This window comes from Chromohalobacter canadensis (genome assembly GCF_034479555.1).
Lineage (GTDB): Bacteria > Pseudomonadota > Gammaproteobacteria > Pseudomonadales > Halomonadaceae > Chromohalobacter > Chromohalobacter canadensis.
The window spans coordinates 2,988,122-3,006,471 of record NZ_CP140151.1 but is presented as its reverse complement, the minus strand read 5'-3'; the positions used below and the strand labels follow the sequence as shown (position 1 = coordinate 3,006,471).

Genomic DNA, 18,350 nt, shown 5'->3' with positions numbered 1-18,350 from the left:
AGAGGGAGCGAGGCGTCATTCGAACGAACCGACAAACCGGGATGCGGCTCAACCAAGCGTATCGAGCCCACGACGGATATCGCGCTTGAGATCATCCAGCGCTTCCAGCCCCACGGCGATGCGCACCAAGCCTTCACTGATCCCCGCGGCGGCCTTCTGCTCGTCGCTCAAGCGCGCATGCGTCGTCGTCGCCGGGTGCGTGACGGTGGTTTTCACATCACCCAAGTTGCCGGTGATCGACATCAAGCGTGAATGATCGATAAGCGCCCAGGCACCGTCGCGGCCGCCTTTCACTTCCACGCCCAGCACTGCGCCGAAGCCGTTTTGCTGCTGCTTGGCCAGCGTATGCTGTGGATGGCTTTCCAGGCCGCTGTAATGCACGCGGGCAATCTCCGGCTGCGCCTCCAGCCACTGCGCCAAGGCCAGAGTATTCTCGCAATGCGCCTTCATGCGCAGCCCCAGCGTTTCCAGCCCTTTGAGGAAGATCCACGCATTGAAAGGGCTCATGCAGGGACCACAGGTGCGCACGACGCCCACCAGTTCCTTGAGCATCTCCTCGGGCCCCACCACGGCACCGCCGATGGCACGCCCCTGGCCGTCCAGATATTTGGTCGCCGAATGAATCACCAGATCGGCGCCCAAGTCGAGCGGGCGCTGCAACACCGGGGTCAAAAAGCAATTGTCGATGGCGAGCCAAGCGTCATGGCGATGCGCCAACTCAGCCAAGGCGGTGATATCCACCACCTCGGAAAGCGGATTGGAGGGCGTCTCGGCAAACAGCAAGCGCGTCTTCGGCGTGATCGCTGCCTGCCAGGCATCCAGATCGCCCAGTTCCACGTAACGGGTCACGATGCCCAGCTTACCGAGATACTTGTCGAACAGGCTGACCGTGGAACCGAACAACGAACGCGAGGCGACGATTTCGTCGCCGGCCTGCAGGAACGCCAGCGCCGTGGCGAGGATCGCCGCCATGCCGGAGCTGGTAGCCACGCACTGCTCGCCCCCTTCGAGCGCCGCCAGGCGTTGCTCGAAGGTGCGCACCGTGGGATTGGTGAAGCGCGAATAGATGTTACCCGGCTCTTCGCCGGAGAACTTGCGTGCCGCCTCAGCGGCACTGCCATAGACGAAGCTCGACGTGGGGAAAATCGGCTCGCCATGTTCCTGTTCGTGCGTGCGGTCGTGGCCGGCACGGATCGCTAGCGTGTCGAGCGCGAAGGTGTCGTCATGATCGTCATGCATGTCCCACCTCCTCAGTCGTCTTCTTCGACATCGTTATGCAAATCGACCACAGCATGCACTGAGTTTTCCTGGCGCTTGGCTACATCGTTACGCGCGGCCTCGAGATCGGCCAGATAGGCGGCATCGATATCACCGGTCACGTACTCGCCATCGAAAACCGAGCAGTCGAACTCCTCGAGCGAGGGATTGACGTCGCGACATGCCGCTTTGAGGTCCTCGAGTTTCTGATAGACGATGCGATCAGCACCGATGAGCTCCCCGACTTCCTCTTCGCTACGCCCATGCGCGATCAATTCCGATGCCACCGGCATGTCGATGCCATAGACGTTGGGATAACGCACCGGCGGCGCAGCGGACGCGAAATAGACCTTGCGCGCGCCAGCCTCGCGAGCCATCTGGATGATCTGCTTACAGGTGGTACCGCGCACGATGGAGTCGTCGACCAGCAGCACGTTCTTGCCGGCGAACTCGACGTCGATGGCATTGAGCTTCTGACGCACCGATTTCTTGCGCTGCGTCTGCCCCGGCATGATGAAGGTCCGCCCGATATAGCGATTCTTCATGAAGCCTTCGCGGTAAGTCACGCCCAGATGCTGCGCCAGTTCCAGCGCCGAGGTACGCGAGGTATCGGGGATCGGAATCACCACGTCGATGTCATGCTCCGGCCAGTCACGCTGGATACGATCGCCCAGCTTGCGCCCCATCTCCATGCGCGTGCCGTAGACATAGGCGCCATCGAGGATCGAATCGGGACGCGCCAGGTAGACGTGCTCGAAGATGCACGGCGTCAACTGTGGGCGGTCAGCGCACTGCTGGGTATGCACCCGATTGCCCTCGGTCTCGATGAAGATCGCCTCACCGGGCGCCAGATCGCGACACAGCTCGAAGCCGCCGACATCCAGCGCCACCGACTCAGAGGCGATCATCACGTCCTGGCCATCGTCGCTGTCGCGGGTGCCATAGACCACCGGGCGAATCCCGTGCGGATCACGGAACGCGACCATGCCAAAGCCATTGATGAACGCAACCGCAGCATAACCGCCCTGACAACGGCGATGGACGCGACGAACGGCATCGAAGATGTCATCTGGGGAAAGGTCGTGCCCTTGCTTGCCCAGCTCGTGCGCGAACACATTGAGCAGGACTTCGGAATCGGAGCTGGTATTGATGTGGCGCAGATCGGAAAAGAACAACTCGCGCTTGAGCTGTTCGGAATTGGTTAGATTGCCGTTGTGCGCCAGCGAGATACCATAGGGCGAGTTGACATAAAATGGCTGCGATTCAGCTTCGCTCGACGAGCCGGCCGTCGGGTAACGAATATGCCCAATCCCCATATTGCCGCGCAGACGCGTCATGTGGCGCGTATGAAACACATCACGCACCAGGCCATTGCTCTTGCGCAGCAGGAAGCGTCCCTCATGCCATGTCATCATCCCGGCGGCATCCTGGCCACGGTGTTGGAGCACTGTCAGCGCGTCATACAGCGACTGATTGACCGCCTGATTGGCCATGAGGCCCACGATACCGCACATTGTGCCTTTCCTCGCTTGCCTTGAGAGTAGCGAACGGCTGCGATGAAAGCCGTTCGCGATTGAAGCCTGTCATGCATCAAGGCGCCTTTAGGGCGCCGTCTTATCCGATGATGCGTTCGGTGCAGGTGCCTCGGGCGACGTTTCCAGCACTTGGTCAGCCGCCTCGCGGCCCGTGTCGCGCAGGGCACGTTCGGCACCCGAAGTGTCGATTTCCCATTTCTCCAGGCGATCCACCGACCAATCACGCAATTGTTCGAAGGCCGGGCGCAGCTGCGCATTCTGCCATGCGGCGATCCCTGACAAGGGCGTCAACGTCAAGATGACCGTCGCCAGTACCAGGATCAAGGCACCTCGCGCAGCACCGAACGTCGCGCCGGCGACACGGTTGAAAAATCCCATGCCGACCCATTCGATAGCGGCGTTGATCATGCGGATCAAAAACCCGCAAAGCATGATGATGACGAAGATGACCAGCACGAAGCCCAGCACCAGACGAATTTCGGGATGGTCGATATAGGGCGCCATCATCTCGGCTACCGCCGGGGCGAACATCCGCGCGCCCAATAGCGCCGCCACCCAGGCGGCCAGTCCCAAAGCTTCGCGCACCAGACCCCGCATGAAACCGGCCAACATGGAGACGGCCAATACCGCCAGGAAAGCCCAGTCGAGCCAGGTCAGCGTCATCATTCCTCCTGCACGCGAATCAAGAGCCCCTGGATATTGGCGTCTTCCTTGAGTTCGGTGCGCACACGCTCACCTTCATCGGAGGTTCCGAACGGACCGACGTACACCGTCGTCAGATCATTCTCTCGCGGGCGCTGATAGGCATCGAACCCTTGTGATGAGAGCTTTTCGACGAGCCGTGTCGCATTGTCCGCCTGCCCGAAGCTGCCTACCTGGACTGCCCAACCGTCTTGTGGCGCGGGCGAATCGGACGTCGAAGACGCCTCGTTGTCACCGGTATCTCGTTGCGCTTCCGACGATGCAGACTGCTCGGCAATGGCGGCAATGGGATCGTCGTTCGCGACCTCCGCCTCGCCGGATGCCTCGCCGTCATCGGATGCTTCTGGCTGCGAAGCCCCGGGCTGTGAAGAAGCATCGGCCTCGGATTGACCGAGCTGGGCCCCGGTCGCCGGCTCGACAACCCTGTCATCGCCCGTGTCATTCTCAAGGTTGGCGGGCGGCTCGGGAGATTCGACATCACGCTGATCAACGGGAATCGGCTGCTCGATGGTCAGTACCGGCTCGGGGCGCTCGCTCCGCGGAGTCGGCTCATCGAGCAGCATGGGCAGGAAAATCACTGCCAATGCGACGAGGATGATCGCGCCACTGATGCGCTCACGCATTCCATATTTCATGACACACTCCTTGGGCTCGCCACGACCCCGAGTGACTCAAGGGTGGTCGAAGCCTCGGCGACGGTCCAGAACGAGCCGCACACCAGCACCTCGTCGCCATTGTCCATATTGGCGTGCAACCAGCGTACGCCAGCGTCCGGCGACGCGGCGCAATGCAGCACCTGAGCGTCGCAAGCCTCCAGGAAGGCGGCCAACTGTGAGGAACCGCGCGCGCGATCGCCGCTCAACGATACCGGCACCCAGGCATCGATCTGAGGCGCCAGCGCCTCGATCACGCCCTTGGCATCCTTGTCCGCCAGCATGCCCAGAAGACAAAAGCGGCGCCCGCGCGGCGGGCGCCGCGCCAAGGAGGTAGCGACATAGGCAGCAGCATGCGGATTATGACCGACATCCAGACACCAGGGACCCTGCCATTGCAGCCGCCCGGCCAGTACCGCTCGGCCAAAAGCCCGCTGACATGCCACTCCCTCCAGGGAAATTCCGGCTAGCGTCAGTGCCTGCAATGCCGTCGCAGCATTGTCCAATGGCAGGTAAGGGTCGGGGAGCGAACGCAGCGTCAGGGCCTCACCAGTGGCGGTTTCGCCCTGCCACTGCCAGCCATCGGCTATGGCTTGCCAGTCAAAACGTTCGCCAAGCGCGAATACCGGTGCCGCCAGGCTCTCGGCATGCTGGCGCACACTCGCCGGCAAGGCGGTGCTACCCAGTACCGCCGGGCGACCCGGACGCATGATGCCGGCCTTTTCTTCGCCGATGGTCTCTAGATGATTGCCCAGAAAGGCTGCGTGATCTTGAGCCACAGTGGTAACCACAGCCACGTCCGGATCGATGACGTTGACCGCGTCCAAGCGACCGCCCAGCCCTACTTCGAGCAACGCGACATCGGGTTGCTGGCGCATAATCAGCCACAACGCGGCCAAAGTGCCGACTTCGAAGTAGGTAAGGCTGATCTCTTCATCCGCAAGTCGCGCCGCTTCGACGGCCTCGAAGGCCTCTACCAAAGCGGCATCATCGATCTCTTGGCCATCGAAGCACAGGCGTTCGTTGTAACGCTGGAGATGCGGTGATGTATAAGCGGCACTGCGCCAGCCATGCTCGCGTGCCAGCGCATCGAGCATGGCCACGGTCGAGCCTTTGCCGTTGGTGCCGGCCACGGTGATCACACACCCCGCCAGTGCTCTGGAGGTGAGCCCCAGGCGCACGGCGACTGTGGTGACCCGCTCGAGCCCCAGATCGATGGCCACGGGATGCTGGCGCTCGAGATGCGCCAGCCAAGCTTCCAGAGTGGTCGTATCAGCCATTCAGTGATCGGCCTGGGAGAACTCGTCCAGTGTGCTCTGAGCAGGCTCTTCGTCGGTCTCGCTGTCCTGGCCGAGACGCGACTGATGCGTCAGCTTGCGCATGACACCGCCCAGACGCTCACGCATATCATGACGATGCACGATCATGTCCACGGTGCCGTGCTCGAGCAGAAACTCGCTACGCTGGAAGCCTTCCGGCAATTGTTCGCGCACGGTCTGCTCGATGACGCGCGGCCCAGCGAACCCGATCAAGGCGTTCGGCTCGGCGATATTGAGATCGCCCAGCATCGCCAACGATGCGGACACTCCGCCAAAGACAGGGTCGGTCAACACTGATATGTAAGGCACGCCTGCCTGCTTGAGCTTTTCCAAGGCCGCAGATGTCTTGGCCATCTGCATCAGCGAGAAAAGCGCTTCCTGCATGCGAGCGCCGCCGGATGCGGCAAAGCAGACCAGCGGTACGCCTTCTTCCAGCGCCTGGGTCGCGGCACGCACGAATTTCTCGCCCACCACAGCCCCCATGGAACCGCCCATGAAGCTGAACTCGAACGCCACCGCGACTACCGGCAGGCCATCGAGCTTGCCGCGCATGGCGATCAAGGCATCGTTTTCGTCAGTAGATTTCTGGGCCGCCGCCAAGCGATCCTTGTACTTCTTGGAATCGCGAAACTTGAGCCGGTCACTAGGCTGCAGGTCGGCGGCGATCTCCTCGCGACCTTCCGTATCCAGGAACCAGTTGAGTCGTTTGCGTGCTGTCAGGCGCAGATGATGATCGCACTTGGGGCACACGCTCTGATGGCGCTCCAACTCGGGGAGATAGAGCACCGCCTCGCAGTTGGGGCACTTACGCCACAGGCCATCCGGCACGCTTTTCCGGCGATCGGTTCGCTGGATACGGCTCATCGACGGCACAATTTTGTCTAGCCAGCTCATGGTTCTGAGACGCTTCCGTGTTGCTTGTCTGACGCATCGAGCCACGTCCGTGGCCCAATACAGCGAATAATAGAGGATCGCATGACCACCTCAGCGATCCAGCGCATCGCGCATGTCGCCAAGTACAGCCTTGAGCGCCGCCGGTATGGCCTCGGGGCGTTCGGCGTTTTCGGCGATACGCGACACCAGTGCACTGCCGACGATGACACCATCGGCTACCTGGCCGACCGCCGCAGCGGTCTCACCATCACGAATGCCGAAGCCGACACATAACGGCAAATCGGTCATCTCGCGTAGCGGCGCCAACTGCCGCGCCACAGCCTCGACATCGAGCGATGCGGCGCCAGTTACACCCTTGAGTGATACATAGTACAAATAACCCTCACCGTGCGCACATATTGTAGCGGCCCGGGAGGGCGAGGTGGTAGGGGCCAACAGGAAGATCGACTGTAGACCGTGCTCGGCAAACAGTGGCGCCACCGCAGTCGCTTCCTCAGGAGGCATGTCGACCATCAGCACGCCGTCGACTCCCGCATCCCGTGCACGCCGTACGAATGCCTCGTAGCCCATGCGCTCGATGGGGTTGAGATAGCCCATCAACACGACCGGCGTTGCCTGGTCGGTCTCGCGAAACGACGCGACCATATCGAGCACGTCGGCCAAGCGCGTCCCATGCTTGAGCGCGCGCTCGCAAGCTTTCTGGATCACCGGCCCATCGGCCATGGGGTCGGAAAACGGCACGCCCAATTCCAGTACATCGGCGCCCGCCTCGACGCAGGCGTGCATGAAACCGACGGTATATTGCGGCGCGGGATCACCGGCGGTGATATACGGAATCAAGGCGCGGCGCGACTGGGTCTTGAGCGCCGCAAAGCGTTGATCGATACGATTCATAGTCATGCTCAAAATTCCAGACCGTCGAGCTTGGCCACCGTGTGAATGTCCTTGTCACCGCGCCCGGAAAGATTGACGACGATGTGCTGATCGGGACGCATGGAGGCTGCCATCACCTTGGCATGGGCCAACGCATGAGCCGATTCCAGGGCGGGCATGATGCCCTCGATGCGAGTCAGCTCGCGAAACGCCTCGAGCACCGCATCGTCGTTGGCGGCCACGTAGCTGACGCGACCGACATCCTTCCACAGTGCATGCTCGGGGCCGACGCCAGGATAGTCGAGGCCCGCGGAGATCGAGTGCGTATCTGACACTTGGCCACTCTCATCGGACATCAGATAGGTCCGATTGCCATGCAGCACACCGCTGGGCGCATTGGCAGTCAACGGTGCGGCGTGACGCCCGGTTTCGACGCCATCACCACCGGCCTCGACGCCCACCATGGCCACCTCTTCATCCTCGATGAAGGGATAGAACAAACCGATGGCGTTGGATCCGCCTCCCACACAGGCCACCAGGGCATCGGGCAGGCGACCTATCTGCGCCAGGCTCTGCTCGCGCGCCTCGCGACCGATCACCGCGGTGAAGTCGCGCACCATGGCGGGATAGGGATGCGGCCCGGCAACGGTTCCGATGATATAGAAGGTATCGTCGACATTGGTCACCCAGTCGCGTAGCGCTTCATTCATGGCGTCCTTGAGGGTGCGCGATCCGGACTCGACCGGATGTACCTCGGCTCCCAACAGACGCATGCGATAGACGTTGAGCTTCTGGCGCTCGACGTCCTCGGCGCCCATGTAGATCTCGCACTTGAGACCTAGCCGCGCAGCCACGGTAGCGGTAGCCACGCCATGCTGACCAGCACCGGTCTCGGCGATGACACGTGGCTTGCCGCTCTTCTTGGCGAGCAGCGCCTGACCGATGGTGTTATTCACCTTGTGGGCGCCGGTATGGTTGAGATCTTCGCGCTTGAGCCAGATCTGCGCACCACCGAGCATCTCGGACCATCGTTCAGCGTGGTATAGCGGAGACGGGCGGCCCACGTAATGGGCCAGATCACGGTCGAATTCGGCCTGGAAGTCAGCATCGTCGCGAAGGCTCATGTAGGCCTTCTCCAGCTCTTCCAGGGCGAAGCTCAGAGTCTCCGAGACGAACCGGCCACCGTACGGACCGAAATGGCCTTGGGCGTCCGGCAGTCGGGTCAGGTCGCTGAACTTGGACACGAATGACACCTCTATGGGGCTTGGGTATGGGACACTTGGGACAAAAATGCCCGGATGCTCGCGGGGTCCTTGACACCCTTGGCCGCCTCGACGCCTCCCGAGACGTCAACGGCGTAGGGCCGCACCCGCTGAATGGCTTCGGCGACATTGGTTGCCGTCAAGCCTCCTGCGAGAATAACAGGTTTTGCCAGGTTTGCGGGGATTCGCGACCAGTCGAAGGTCTCGCCCGTTCCGCCCGGTATTCCGGGACGATAGGCATCCAGTAACAAGGCACGCGCGCCAGCATAACGCGCGGCCTCGGCATGCAAGTCGAGCCCGTCGCGCATGCGCAAGGCCTTGATCCAGGAGACATTCAGATGCGCACAGGCCTCGGCAGTCTCGTCGCCGTGCAACTGCACCAAATCCAGATACCGCGCGCAACGCCGAATCTCGTCCTCCGACTGGTCGACGAACAACCCCACTCGCGTGACGAAGGGCGGCACGCACGCCGATAGCCGCGCCAAGCGCGCTTCGTCGATGGCCCGCGCGCTGCCTGGCCACATCACGAAGCCCAGCGCATCGGCCCCCGCCGCCACGGCCGCTTCGATATCTTCCTCACGGGTCAGGCCGCAGATCTTGACACGGGTTCTTTGCAGCGGCGCCTTCATGACGACACCTCCCGACGCGGTGGATAAACGCGGCGCTGGCGACGCGCACGCGCCCACTCACTATCCGGCAATGTGCGCTCACCGCTCCACTCGCCGACAAACGCCAGCAAGTTTGGGCCCAGCGGCTCTTGTGGCAATTCGAAGCGTTCGTCGTAGTACACATCGACGAAGTGCAGCCCGCACCCCGGCGCCGTGACATTGCCCTGCGTTCGGTCACGCAGCAACAACAGCTCGCCAAGATAGGTCGTCGGATGATCGCCGCGTCCGACAGCCACCAGCGCGCCGGCGATATTGCGGATCATGTGGTGCAAGAACGCGTTGGCCTGAATGTCGATGACGATCAGCGGCCCATAACGTCGTACTTCGATGAAGTGCACATGACGATGGGAACTTTTCGACTGGCAGCCCGCAGCACGGAAACTCGAAAAATCGTGCTCGCCGATCAACGCTTGGGCGGCAGCATGCATGCGCTCGGCATCCAGCGGCTCACGGCACCAGGTAGCATTGGCGCGTTCCAGCACCGGTCGCGATGGCTGATTGAGGATCACGTAACGGTAGCGCCGCGCCAAGGCCGAGAGTCGCGCATGAAAATCGTCGGCGACCGGCACCACCCAACGCACCGCAACATCGCGCGGCAATTTGGCGTTGGCGCCAAACAGCCAGGCTTTTTGCGTGCGAGGCACCGGCGCATCGAAGTGCACTACCTGACGCGTCGCATGCACGCCGGTATCGGTGCGCCCGCTGCACAGTGCTTGCACCGGCGTATTGGCAATCTTCGAAAGCGCAGTTTCCAGCGCTGCCTGCACCGAAGGCGCTTGCGTGAGGCGCTGCCAACCACAATACGCACTGCCATCGTACTCGACACCGAGTGCAATGCGTCCTTCCAGCGGCTGGCGGTCATCCTGGAATTCGAAGAAGGCCATCAATATCCGTCACGTTGAGTCTTGGGTATGTCGTGCAAACGTCTGCGTATAGCCCTCAGACGCTGTCATATTCACGCATCAGCGCCTTGGCTTCACGCGCGACGCCATCATCCTCGGCTCGCGCAGCGACTTGCAGCAACGCCTTGACCTGCGTGGTGTCGCCTTCGGTGGCCAGCAAGCCCCGCGCCTTTTCCAGCGCGTCGGCTGGCGCCTCGGCGGCGCGCCCATTATCCAGATGCGAGGGTGCGAACGCCACTTCCTCGACCTCCCAACGCGCGACATCATGTGATGACTCGCGTGACTCAGCGTACGGCTCGGTCCCCGCCGAGGGCTCCACCTCAGGCAATTGGTAGTCCAGACGCGTAGGCGCTTCGGGCACCTCGGGAGGGTCGAACTCGAGCGGCGCTGCCTCCTCGTCGGGGCGTGCGGCCGGCGTCACGCTCCCCTCGTCCGGATCATCATACGGCGTCTCGGACTTGGCATTGTCAGCAGCCCCTGAGGCACCTTCGAACAGAGAGTCCACCTCGGGGGAAGACGCCACCGACTCATGCGGCGCGTTGGCGGCTTGTTTGGCGCCGACTTGACGATAATGCGTCACCAAGGCCTCGGCCTCGCGATGCGTTTCATCACTGACTGCCGACGCGAAACACTCAGCCTCCCGCTCCAACGCGGTGAGCTCGCCCAGTTCGCCCAACACCGACAGCAATTTGAGGCGTAACTCGGCATTTTCCTGTACCGCCAGTCGCGCCTGCAGCCAGTCGCGCGCTTGGGTATAACGTCCATAGGCGATATAAATATCGGCCTCGTCGATGGTGGCCGTCTCGGGTACATCATCGTCGCTGAGGATCGGACGAGCCTTAGCGGAGGACTGCGTCGTCCCCAACCGCGCCGCCATATCCTGGTAGGTCGCTTCACGCCCGGTACGCCAACGTTGCCACCCCCAGAGCGCCAGCAGTGCTGCAAGCACGATCAACAATCCTACCTGCCATGGTCCCAGCCAAGATGACGATGCTTCATTACCCTCGGCAGTGCTCGGCGGCGCCTCTTCACTGGACGATGCTGCCCGCTCGCCGGACGCTGCCGACGAGGTATCGGACGCCGTCTGTGCCAGCAAGGCCGCCACACCGGTCACGTCGACCGGCGGCAGTGCCGAGAGCGCTTCGAGACGCTCGGCCAAGGCATCACGTTCCTGCTCGACGTAGGCCACGCGTAAGCGTAGGGCTTGCAGTGCCGCCTCCAGCTCGCCTGCACGTCGAGCATCGGCCTCCCCTGCGCGCTGCACCGATGAAGTGTCGGCCGATGCGGGAGGCGAGGGCTCGGCACTCTCGCGAACGGTCCCGACAACGCCCTGCGGTGTCTCAGACTGGGACTGAGAGGTCGCGGGAGAAGACAGCGATACATTAGCTTGCCGCGTCGACGTGCCTTGCGCTGTCTGCGACGCAGTGGAAGAGCTCGCCAGGGCGTAGCCAGGCGGATCAAACAGCAATGTCACCGGCTGCTGGATACGCCCTTGTGGCCATGATACCTCCAGCAATAATTCGAGATATGCGCGCCCCACCGGCGCCTGACTGCTGATCGTGACGCGTGGCGGTGTGGTATCACTCGATAGATCGACATTCAACGGCATATCAAGTGCCCTTTTATCCAACCCTACCGCCTCAAAGGCAGCATCGTCCGCTAGACGCACTTTGAGTCGCTGGGGATCGACATCGCCGACACCCGACAGCGTCAGTTCGGCGCGCAAGGGCTGGTTGATATAAGAGGTGACCTGCGGCGCTCCCACGCTCACCCCAAGTGCTACGGGGCTCATCACGGCTAGGCATAATGCCAGGGCAATCTTGCGCGGCATGGAATCCTCAAGAAAGACGTCAACGATGGCTTACGTTTTATCATATCTTTTAACCAGCCACCTCATACTAAGCCCTACCAAAGTACGCTCTACCAAAACAAGACGAGCCCGCCTAGGCGGGCTCGTTGCTCAGATGACACTCAGCCATGGCCGCCATCTCGGCGGCGCCACATCTGTTGTCACCGCGTGGCGATGATCCAGACGGCGTGAATGATGCCGGGGATATACCCCAACAACGTCAGCAGAATGTTGAGCCAGAAATGCAGACCGAAACCGACCTGCAGGAAAACCCCCAGGGGCGGCAGCAAAATAGCCAGAATTATGCGGATAATGTCCATACATCCTCTCCTTGTGAATGCGTCCTTTCAGAGTCTTTCAAAGTAGTGTGGGGCGCCCCCACTGGTGGTATTCACCGCCTCGCATGATACGCATTGGCATGACGCCTCGATAGCCTGGCTATTGCTTGCCGCGAGGGTCGCAATATTCGACGCCCGGCGCATGCGAATGCGCATCGGGGTCGATCTTCTGGCGCACTTCGTCGGCGCCGGAGGCCAGCGTGTCGTGGTGGCGCTCCCAATCTTCCCAATCATGGGGGGTACCACTGCGCGGACGATGACTTGCCGCGCCCCGGGCGCGTGCCCAGGCCTGCTCTTCGAGGGTGGTGGGCTTGTCCTCTTCCTTGTCGAGACCGATGCCCTGCTTGGCCAAGTAATCGCGTGCGTTCATGTTGCCTCCCGAAGAGCCGAACCTTGTGTATTACGCCTCATGCCAATGGTTTGCGCTATTTCTGCGCGACGTCATTTCCTCACAAAGACACTATAGCCTATGCAATTTAAATGAAGGCATGAGAGCGACTTTCAAGTAACCGCCCCTTGATCGTTTAGACAACCGCCACGCACTGCAATGCCAACGTGAGAATAAGCTACCCTCGACTAGAGGGCTAGTTCCTCGATCCTGCCCGTCGTCCTCAGGAGGCCTGCCATGACGCGCTCATCCCCCGCCGTCGTCGGCGATATCATGATCGGCGATGGCTACCGAGTCACCGCCGACACCTCGATTTCGGCGCTCGCCGACGGCCTGGCGCGCCACCGATTGCCAGGTGCGCCAGTCGTCGATACGCACGGCCATCTGATCGGCTTCATCTCGGAGCAGGATGTGTTAGGCCAGTTGCTGGATAGTGCCTATCACTGCGGCCAGCCCTCATTGGTCGGCGAGTTGATGCGAGGCGAGGTACTGACGGTGACGCCCGACAAGAGCATCGTCGACCTGGCCGAGTCCATGCGTGGCGAACGCCCAAAGGTATATCCCGTCGTCGATGATGGGCACGTCATCGGCTTAGTGACCCGCCGCGAGGTTCTCGCCGCCCTGTTGGTAATGCGCAACCGCTGCTGAGGCCGACACCCGCCCATAAAAAACCGCCGTGCAAAGGCACGGCGGTCAATCGAGAACAGTAAGCTCAAAACGCATTTCCTAGCGACTGCCTGAATTACGTTTCTTGCACTAACTCAGACCGTTTTGCAGGCAAAAGTTCCCTCGCCTCGCGCATTTTTATCGAGCGCTGCCATGATCAGGCTTGCCAAGCCCTGGCCGGCGTGATTAACATCCCTGCGTCGAGCGGGCATAGCTCAGTTGGTAGAGCATCAGCTTCCCAAGCTGAGGGTCGCGAGTTCGAGCCTCGTTGCCCGCTCCATCCCTGCCTTGCGATTTCATCGCGCTGGGAGAGTCACTGCGTCGTGGCGCAATCACATGCTAGACTCGAAACTTCGCATTCGTTTCGGCCTCTCACCGCATCATGCTACTTTTTTTACTGGTTTTCGCCGTCTGCCTGACGATCCTGGTCGGTACCGTGGCGATGCTGATGCTCAGCCGTACGCCCCGTTACCGGACCGAGCCCGAGCATCTGCTCACGCTGTTCGACAAAACGCTGGACAAGCGCGTCAGCGTGGCCGAGTGGCATACCCTGGTCGATTATCCGATTCGCCACGATGCCTATCTCGAAAGTATTCGCCGCCGCGCGCAGCATGTGATGGAGGAGCACGGTCGACCTTGGCAAGTCGTGCAGGGAGGCTGCCTGCTATCGCGTGCCGGGCGTGACGAACTCGAGGCGATACGCGACCATTTGCGTGCACGCCTGGCACTGCCGAAGCCTGAACTAGAGGCCTGAGAATTGCACCTCAAGTGCTCTGGGCGTGTATGGTAAGCTCACTGCGAAGCTCAGGAGGGTCGCCATGAGCAGCAGCATTCGTCTGACACCGCTCGACAACACCGTCAAGCATCATGGTCATGCTTTCCATCAGATCGTCATCGGCCTGGCCGGCCATGCCGAATTCGAGATAGAGGGGCTGGGCGGCTCCATTGCTCCTCTGTCCGGCTGTATCGTCCCGATCAATCATGTCCACTATTACGAAGGTATCGGTGATAACCGCCAGCTGATCCTCGACCTCCCGGATGACTCACCCTCGCTGACCGGAGGCCATCGCGAACTGGCCAGCCTGTTCGATGCGCCACGCTACTTCACGCTCGACGATCCGCTGCGCAACTATCTCAACTTCGTGGTGCAAGAAATGTCGCAGCCACGCCATGCCGACGGCGAACTGCTCGCCACCACTTTCTTGAGCTGCCTGCATGCCCGCCTGGCCGCGCCGACGACGCTCGATAACGGACGCGCACTGGATCTCGATACCATTGATCGTTATATCGACATCCACCTCGCCGAGCGCGTGACGGTCAAGGATCTGGCACGCCTGGCCTGTCTGAGCGAGGCACATTTCGGCGAGCGCTTTCGACGCCATACGGGGCTGACGCCGTACCAGTACTTGTTGCGTCGCCGTCTCGAGCGCGCAAGTACATTGCTGCGAACTGCCAGCGCACCGCTCAGCGAAATCGCGGCACGCACAGGATTCGCCAATCAAAGCGCCTTGTCACATGCCTTCCGGCGCCACCATGGCCAGTCGCCCTCACAATGGCGCCGAGGTGCCACCGCCTCCGTCATGACCACGCCATCCATCATAGACTAAGGTCTAACATTCAACCCCACCCACTCACCTGCCGTGGTTTTTGACACAAACACCCGAGAAATTGGCAAGACCGTGCACGCTGACCCACTCTAAAGTCGACGCTCTACAACATAACAAGGACGCCGATACTGGCGCCGACTCCGCACGCCTACCTTCATTATTGCGTCGCCGATCATCACGGGGTCATGACATGCAAAATGCCAACACCATGCTGGAAACTGCCACCTGGACGGACGATCTCGACACGCTGTTCGCCCGTGTCAGCGATTATTACAGCGTCGAGGAAGACGCCTATGTCGCCGAGTTGGTTACGTTCTTGCGTACCGAAGAGGAAGACTTCAAGCGTATCGCCACGCAAACCGCTGAGCTGGTGCGCGACGTCCGCGAAATGGATACGGCAGTCGACTCCATCGACGAGTTGCTTCAGGAATACAGCCTCGATACTCATGAAGGCTTGATGTTGATGTGCTTGGCCGAGGCCATGCTGCGCATTCCCGACAAGGCCACCGCCGATGCCCTGATCGAAGACAAGCTGGGACCTGCCGACTGGAAGGCGCACGTGGGCCAGAGCGAGTCATGGTTCGTCAACGCCTCCACCTGGGGGCTTTTGATGACCGGCCGCGTCCTCCAGCTCGACCAGCCCCGCGAAGGCAAGCCCGCCACCTTCATCAACAAGATGGTCAATCGCATGGGCGAGCCGGTGATTCGCCGCGCCATGTATCAGGCGATGAAGATCATGGGCAAGCAGTTCGTGCTGGGGCGCACCATCGACGAGGCCTTGAAACGCTCTCAGCCGCTGTTCGACAAGGGCTACACCTACTCGTATGACATGCTCGGCGAAGCGGCGCGAACGCGGCCCGATGCCGACCGTTATTTCGATGATTACGCCCAGGCCATCGAGCGCGTCGGTGCTACCAGCCGCAAGCTGGACGCCAAGACGCCAGCGCCCTCGGTGTCGATCAAACTATCGGCCTTGCATCCGCGTTACGAATTCGGACGCCGCCGCCAGATCCTCGAGGAGCTCACCGACAGCGTCCGCCGGCTCGCCTCGCTGGCACGCGAGAACAACGTCGCCATCACCATCGACGCCGAGGAAGCCGACCGCCTGGAGTTGTCGCTTGAAGTCTTCCGCGACGTGTTCGAAAGCGATGCCTGCCGGGGCTGGGGACACTTCGGGCTGGTAGTGCAGGCCTATTCCAAGCGTGCCTTACCCGTTCTGCACTACATAAACCGCCTCGCCGATCAGTGTGGCGACGAGATTCCTCTTCGCCTGGTCAAGGGCGCCTACTGGGATACCGAAATCAAAGAAGCCCAACAGCAAGGGCTCGACGGCTACCCGGTCTTTACCCGCAAGGCGTGCACCGATGTCACCTACCTTGCCTGCGTGCATTTCCTGCTCTCCGAGAACACCCGGGGGCGCATCTTCCCGCAGTTCGCGACGCACAATGCCCACACCATCAGCACCATCCTTGAACTCGCTAACGCAGGCGATCGCCATTTCGAATTCCAACGCCTGCATGGCATGGGCGAGGCGCTCTACGAAGCCGCGCTCAAGCGCGCGCCACAGGGCACTTACTGCCGTATCTATGCCCCGGTAGGTGCGCATAAGGATTTGCTGCCCTACCTCGTGCGGCGCTTGCTGGAAAACGGTGCCAATTCGTCTTTCGTGCACCAGTTGGTCGATCCTCGCGTGCCCGTGGAAAGCCTCTGCGAGCACCCGGTAGAGACCTTGTCGCAATACGACACCTATGCCAATCCACGGATTCCGCTGCCACGCGACATCTATGGGGAAAAACGCAAGAATTCCAAGGGCGTCAACTTGAACATCAACAGCCAATACCAACCGCTGATCGACGCCATGGCGGCGTTCATGGATAGCGAGCATCACGTCAAGCCGCTGCTGGCCTTCGACGTGGAAGACGATACCGCACAGCGTCACGACGTACCCAGCCCTTACGATACCCGCCAGCGCGTGGGCAGTGTGCAGTGGACCACGAGTGAGCAGGCCCAGCGCGCCGTGGATGCCGCCTGGGCGGCTTTCCCTCGCTGGAGCGATACGCCGGTCGAGGAGCGTGCGCAGATTCTCGAGCGCTTCGCCGACTTGATGGAGGAACACCTCGCTGAACTGATGACGCTGTGCTCCCGCGAAGGCGGCAAGCTGCTCACCGATGGCGTCGACGAGATCCGCGAAGCGGTGGACTTCTGCCGCTACTATGCGATGCGTGCTCGCGAGATGTTCGACGCGCCGATCCCGCTGCCCGGCCCGACCGGCGAGTCCAACGAGCTGATCTTGTCCGGCAAGGGCGTTTTCGCCGCCATCAGCCCGTGGAATTTCCCGGTGGCGATTTTCTGCGGCCAAATGGTCGCCGCCGCCGTCGCCGGTAACCCGGTGCTCGCCAAGCCTGCTGAACAGACCTCGCTGATCGCACACCGCGTCGTGGAACTGCTCCATGAAGCCGGCATGCCGCGCGACGTGGTGCAGTTGCTGCCCGGCGATGGCCCCACCGTGGGCAGCGTACTGACCGGTGACGCCCGTATCACCGGCGTCGTTTTCACCGGAGGTACGGACACCGCACAAATCATCAACCGTGCCCTCGCCGATCGCAAAGGTGCCGCGCTGCCGACCTTGATCGCCGAAACCGGTGGCCTGAACGCCATGATCGTCGATTCCACCGCGCTTCCCGAGCAGGTCGTCGCCGACGTGGTGGCCTCGGCGTTCCAGAGCGCCGGCCAGCGCTGTAGCGCCTTGCGCGTGCTCTACATCCAGGAAGATGTCGCCGACCACGTTATCGAGCTACTCAAGGGCGCCATGGCGGAGCTACACATCGGCGACCCACGCGATCTGGGTACCGATGTCGGCCCGGTCATCGACGAAGACGCTCATCGTCAGCTCAGCGATTACATCGAGCGGCTCAAGGCGGAAGGCCGTCTGGTGGCTGAAGCAACCCCCGATGCCGACGCCACAGCGCACGGTCACTTCATTGCACCGACCGCGTTCGAGATCGAAGGCATCGATGCACTGGAGAGCGAGCAATTCGGGCCGATATTACATATTGCTCGGTATCGCAGCGCGGAGATCGACCATGTCATCGATACCATCAATGCCAAGGGGTATGGCCTGACGTTCGGCATTCACAGTCGCAACGAATCCTTCGCCGCTGAAATAGCGCAGAAAATTCGAGTGGGCAATGTGTACGTCAATCGTAATATCATCGGCGCTGTCGTGGGCGTTCAACCTTTCGGTGGTCAAGGCCTGTCGGGCACTGGCCCCAAAGCGGGCGGACCGCATTATCTGCAGCGGTTCGCCACGGAGAAGACTCGCACCATCAATACCGCTGCCTTGGGCGGCAATGCGTCTCTACTCGCGCTGGGAGACGAGTGATCTTCACTCGTCATCAAACAACAAACGAAGGGAATCCCCTCATGGTCAAGACAAC

General features: G+C 61.5%; 17 protein-coding genes and 1 tRNA gene. 5 read left to right on the top strand and 13 right to left on the bottom strand.

The window, feature by feature from the left end:
- Nucleotides 1-48: 48 nt before the first annotated feature.
- The 13 genes from SR908_RS14030 to SR908_RS13970 form a co-directional block, all read right to left on the bottom strand.
- A complete protein-coding gene (locus SR908_RS14030; protein WP_246920851.1) occupies nucleotides 49-1,239 on the bottom strand; it encodes an O-succinylhomoserine sulfhydrylase in 1,191 nt (396 codons plus the stop codon).
- An 11-nt stretch (nucleotides 1,240-1,250) separates the two neighbouring features.
- The gene (gene purF, locus SR908_RS14025) at nucleotides 1,251-2,771 is read right to left on the bottom strand and encodes an amidophosphoribosyltransferase (protein ID WP_075367805.1); all 1,521 of its coding nucleotides are present in this window, start codon (nucleotides 2,769-2,771) and stop codon (nucleotides 1,251-1,253) included.
- A gap of 87 nt (nucleotides 2,772-2,858) precedes the next feature.
- On the bottom strand, nucleotides 2,859-3,455 hold the full coding sequence (locus SR908_RS14020) for a CvpA family protein (protein WP_246920850.1): 597 nt from the start codon (nucleotides 3,453-3,455) through the stop codon (nucleotides 2,859-2,861).
- Nucleotides 3,455-4,129, bottom strand: a complete 675-nt coding sequence (locus tag SR908_RS14015; RefSeq protein ID WP_246920848.1) for an SPOR domain-containing protein — start codon at nucleotides 4,127-4,129, stop codon at nucleotides 3,455-3,457. The genes SR908_RS14020 and SR908_RS14015 overlap by 1 nt, the downstream gene beginning before the upstream one ends.
- The gene (gene folC, locus SR908_RS14010) at nucleotides 4,126-5,427 is read right to left on the bottom strand and encodes a bifunctional tetrahydrofolate synthase/dihydrofolate synthase (RefSeq protein WP_246920847.1); all 1,302 of its coding nucleotides are present in this window, start codon (nucleotides 5,425-5,427) and stop codon (nucleotides 4,126-4,128) included. The genes SR908_RS14015 and folC overlap by 4 nt, the downstream gene beginning before the upstream one ends.
- The gene (accD, locus tag SR908_RS14005; protein WP_246920845.1) at nucleotides 5,428-6,360 is read right to left on the bottom strand and encodes an acetyl-CoA carboxylase, carboxyltransferase subunit beta; all 933 of its coding nucleotides are present in this window, start codon (nucleotides 6,358-6,360) and stop codon (nucleotides 5,428-5,430) included. It abuts the gene before it with no gap.
- Nucleotides 6,361-6,450: 90 nt separating this feature from the next.
- Complete coding sequence (gene trpA / locus SR908_RS14000; protein ID WP_246920986.1) at nucleotides 6,451-7,254, bottom strand: tryptophan synthase subunit alpha; 804 nt, start codon at nucleotides 7,252-7,254, stop codon at nucleotides 6,451-6,453.
- An 8-nt stretch (nucleotides 7,255-7,262) separates the two neighbouring features.
- Complete coding sequence (trpB, locus tag SR908_RS13995; RefSeq protein WP_246920844.1) at nucleotides 7,263-8,477, bottom strand: tryptophan synthase subunit beta; 1,215 nt, start codon at nucleotides 8,475-8,477, stop codon at nucleotides 7,263-7,265.
- An 11-nt stretch (nucleotides 8,478-8,488) separates the two neighbouring features.
- The gene (locus tag SR908_RS13990) at nucleotides 8,489-9,124 is read right to left on the bottom strand and encodes a phosphoribosylanthranilate isomerase (RefSeq protein WP_097022372.1); all 636 of its coding nucleotides are present in this window, start codon (nucleotides 9,122-9,124) and stop codon (nucleotides 8,489-8,491) included.
- Entirely contained in the window at nucleotides 9,121-10,047 is a 927-nt protein-coding gene (gene truA, locus SR908_RS13985; protein WP_097022373.1) for a tRNA pseudouridine(38-40) synthase TruA, read from the bottom strand. Before truA ends, SR908_RS13990 begins: the two co-directional genes overlap by 4 nt.
- Nucleotides 10,048-10,102: 55 nt before the next feature.
- A complete protein-coding gene (locus SR908_RS13980) occupies nucleotides 10,103-11,896 on the bottom strand; it encodes a type IV pilus assembly protein FimV (RefSeq protein ID WP_246920842.1) in 1,794 nt (597 codons plus the stop codon).
- Nucleotides 11,897-12,075: 179 nt separating this feature from the next.
- The gene (locus tag SR908_RS13975; protein WP_040244018.1) at nucleotides 12,076-12,234 is read right to left on the bottom strand and encodes a YqaE/Pmp3 family membrane protein; all 159 of its coding nucleotides are present in this window, start codon (nucleotides 12,232-12,234) and stop codon (nucleotides 12,076-12,078) included.
- Nucleotides 12,235-12,352: 118 nt separating this feature from the next.
- Nucleotides 12,353-12,622 carry a hypothetical protein gene (locus SR908_RS13970; protein ID WP_075367796.1) on the bottom strand — a complete coding sequence of 90 codons (270 nt, stop codon included), beginning with the start codon at nucleotides 12,620-12,622 and terminating at the stop codon, nucleotides 12,353-12,355.
- Between the two features lie 255 nt (nucleotides 12,623-12,877).
- On the opposite strand from SR908_RS13970, the gene SR908_RS13965 reads away from it, so the two are divergent.
- From SR908_RS13965 to putA, 5 genes are all read left to right on the top strand, one after another.
- Entirely contained in the window at nucleotides 12,878-13,288 is a 411-nt protein-coding gene (locus tag SR908_RS13965; RefSeq protein WP_097022375.1) for a CBS domain-containing protein, read from the top strand.
- Nucleotides 13,289-13,510: 222 nt separating this feature from the next.
- Nucleotides 13,511-13,586: transfer RNA gene (locus SR908_RS13960), tRNA-Gly, on the top strand.
- A 102-nt stretch (nucleotides 13,587-13,688) separates the two neighbouring features.
- The gene (locus SR908_RS13955) at nucleotides 13,689-14,060 is read left to right on the top strand and encodes a hypothetical protein (protein ID WP_246920840.1); all 372 of its coding nucleotides are present in this window, start codon (nucleotides 13,689-13,691) and stop codon (nucleotides 14,058-14,060) included.
- Between the two features lie 64 nt (nucleotides 14,061-14,124).
- A complete protein-coding gene (locus tag SR908_RS13950) occupies nucleotides 14,125-14,913 on the top strand; it encodes an AraC family transcriptional regulator (RefSeq protein ID WP_097022377.1) in 789 nt (262 codons plus the stop codon).
- Nucleotides 14,914-15,103: 190 nt separating this feature from the next.
- On the top strand, nucleotides 15,104-18,295 hold the full coding sequence (gene putA, locus SR908_RS13945; RefSeq protein WP_246920839.1) for a bifunctional proline dehydrogenase/L-glutamate gamma-semialdehyde dehydrogenase PutA: 3,192 nt from the start codon (nucleotides 15,104-15,106) through the stop codon (nucleotides 18,293-18,295).
- Nucleotides 18,296-18,350 lie beyond the last annotated feature (55 nt).